The organism is Clostridium sp. (assembly GCF_032552055.1).
Classification (GTDB): domain Bacteria; phylum Bacillota; class Clostridia; order Clostridiales; family Clostridiaceae; genus Clostridium.
Genome location: NZ_JAWGSV010000337.1, coordinates 1 through 2,740 on the forward strand (window position 1 = coordinate 1; position 2,740 = coordinate 2,740).

Here is a 2,740-nt window from a genome sequence, read left to right on the forward strand (position 1 = left end):
TGTATAAACTATGCAATAAAATAATTAAATTATTTCAAAAATACTTTATAAAATATTTTTGAATAAATATTAGAAATAATGCTAAGAATATCAAGAGAAAAAGAAATTTAGGAGGAATAACTTTGAATAGTTTAAGTGTAAAGAAGAGAGACAATACAATCCCTAATAATGCTAAGAAGTTAAGAAGGCAAGGAAAGGTTCCTGGAATACTTTATGGCAAGAAAGTTAATTCACTGATGTTTGAAGTTGGAGAACTTGAATTATGTCGAGAAATATCTAAAAATGGTGAGCATGGAATATTAAGTTTGGACTGTGATGGTGAATGTCATGAAGCTTTAATAAAGGGTGTTCAAAGAGATCCAGTTACACAAAAGATTATTCATTTAGATCTTGAGGAACTCAATGAAAATGGAAAAATAGTATCCAGCGTTCCTATATCATTTGAAGGAGAAGGATATCTTAGCAATAGAGGAATGGTACTTCAAAAAGAAAAGGATAGTATAAAAGTTGAATGTACTGCTGATAAACTTCCAAGAGTTATAAAAATGAATATTAATAGTAGCGATAATGGATATGTATATAGGGTAAGTGATTTAGAAATTGCTTCTGAACTTTCAATTATAGATGATTTAAATACAGTAATAGCATCAGTAACATATGAAAGAAAAACTGTAAGTGATGAAATGGAAATAATAGAACAGGAAAATGAAGAAAAAAAGTAGATTATTAGAATGTATGTAGAGAGGTTCAGCTTGCCTCTTTACATTTTTTTATTCCAAAAGTTGTTACTTTGGTGTATAATATTACCTGATTGTAAAGTGTAGGAGGGATAGTATGCAATATAAGGATAAATATAATGAATGGTTAAGTTCCTCAGTTATAAATGAGGAAATGAAAAATGAGTTAAGAAACATTACTGATGAAAAGGAAATTGAAGATAGATTTTATAAGGATCTTGAATTTGGAACTGGTGGTCTAAGAGGGGTTATTGGTGCTGGAAGCAACAGAATGAATATATATACTGTATCAAAAGCTACTCAAGGTTTTGCTGATTATTTAAATGAAAACTTTAAAGAACCTTCAGTTGCTATAGCTTATGATTCAAGAAATATGTCTAAGGAATTTTCAAAGGCAGCTGCTTTAACTTTATGTGCTAACAATATAAAGGTATATTTATATGAAGGATTAAGACCTACTCCTATGTTATCTTTTGCTGTAAGACATTTAGATTGTAAAGGTGGTATAGTAGTAACTGCATCACATAATCCGAAAGAGTATAATGGATATAAGGTTTATGATGAATTTGGTGGTCAAGTAACTGATGAAAAAGCTAACATAATTATTAATAAAGTAAATGAAATTTCAAGCTTTGATAAGATTAAAAATATGGATGAAGAAGTAGCTGTTAAAAATGGTTTACTTGTATATATTGGTGAAGATGTTGATAAAGCTTATATTGATTTAGTAAAAGATTTAACTGTTAGAAAAGATTTAGTTAAAGATAAAGCTAAAGATTTAAAAATTATTTATACACCTATACATGGTTCTGGAAATATGCCTGTTAGAAGAGTATTAAGTGAGCTTGGATACACAGGTGTTTCAGTAGTTAAGGAACAAGAAATGCCAGATGGAAACTTCCCAACTGCATCTTACCCTAATCCAGAAGAACCAGCTGTATTTAAATTAGCATTAGAAATGGCTAAGGAAGAAAATCCAGATGTTATATTTGCAACAGACCCAGATGCAGATAGAATAGGTGTAGTTGTTAAGGATAGTGAAGGTGAATATAGAGTATTAACTGGAAACCAAACAGGATTATTACTTACTAAGTATATTTTAGATTCATTAAAAGAAGAAAATAAGCTTAAAGAAAATGGAGTTGTAATTAAGACTATAGTTACAACAGATGGAGCTAAGAAAATAGCTGAAGATTACAATATTGAGCTTATTGAAGTTTTAACTGGATTTAAATATATTGGTGAAAAAATTCAAGGCTTTAAGGTTAATAACGATAAATCATATATATTTGGATTTGAAGAAAGTTATGGATATTTAGCAGGAGACTTTGTTAGAGATAAGGATGCCGTAATTTCAGCTATGTTAATTGCAGAAATGACATTATTCTATAAGGAGCAAGGTAAGAGCCTTTATGATGGATTAATTGATTTATACGAAAAGTATGGATATTTTAAGGAAACATTAGTATCCTTTGAATTAAAGGGTAAAGAAGGTGCCGAAAAGATATCTAACTGTATTGATTCTTTAAGAAATGAAGCATTAACAGAAGTTAATGGCAATAAGATAGTTAAGAAGTATGATTATAAATTAAGTATTGAAGAAGATGTTTTAACTGGAGAGAAAAAGGAAATTAACCTACCAAAATCAAACGTATTAAAATTTGTATGTGACAATGATTTCTGGTTTGTTGTAAGACCTTCAGGTACTGAGCCTAAGATGAAAGCTTACGTTGCAGTTGAAGGAAATGGACTTAAAGATTCAGAAGAAAAGCTTCTAGGATTTAAGGAAGAAATAGTTAAAATAATTAACTCAAAATTAAGTTAATAAAATTATGGGGCTGTGGTAAAAAATCACAGTCCCATTAAAAATTTAAAATTAATTAATTTTTTTAACTCCTTTAGGAGTTTTTTTAATTAATTATTCATTACTAATTTTAAATTTTATATTGCAAAATAGCTTTATTTAATTTATTTGAAAGCCATAGAAATATGTAGTATTATTT

At 28.5% G+C, this 2,740-nt stretch carries 2 protein-coding genes; both read left to right on the forward strand.

Annotated elements, in window-relative coordinates; all coding sequences use genetic code 11:
* The first annotated feature begins 122 nt into the window (after positions 1-122).
* A complete protein-coding gene (locus E6248_RS15140; RefSeq protein ID WP_316341603.1) occupies positions 123-722 on the forward strand; it encodes a 50S ribosomal protein L25 in 600 nt (199 codons plus the stop codon).
* A gap of 112 nt (positions 723-834) precedes the next feature.
* Positions 835-2,562: a phospho-sugar mutase gene (locus E6248_RS15145; RefSeq protein WP_316341604.1), complete on the forward strand. Its 1,728-nt coding sequence runs from the start codon at positions 835-837 to the stop codon at positions 2,560-2,562.
* The last annotated feature ends 178 nt before the right edge of the window (positions 2,563-2,740 follow it).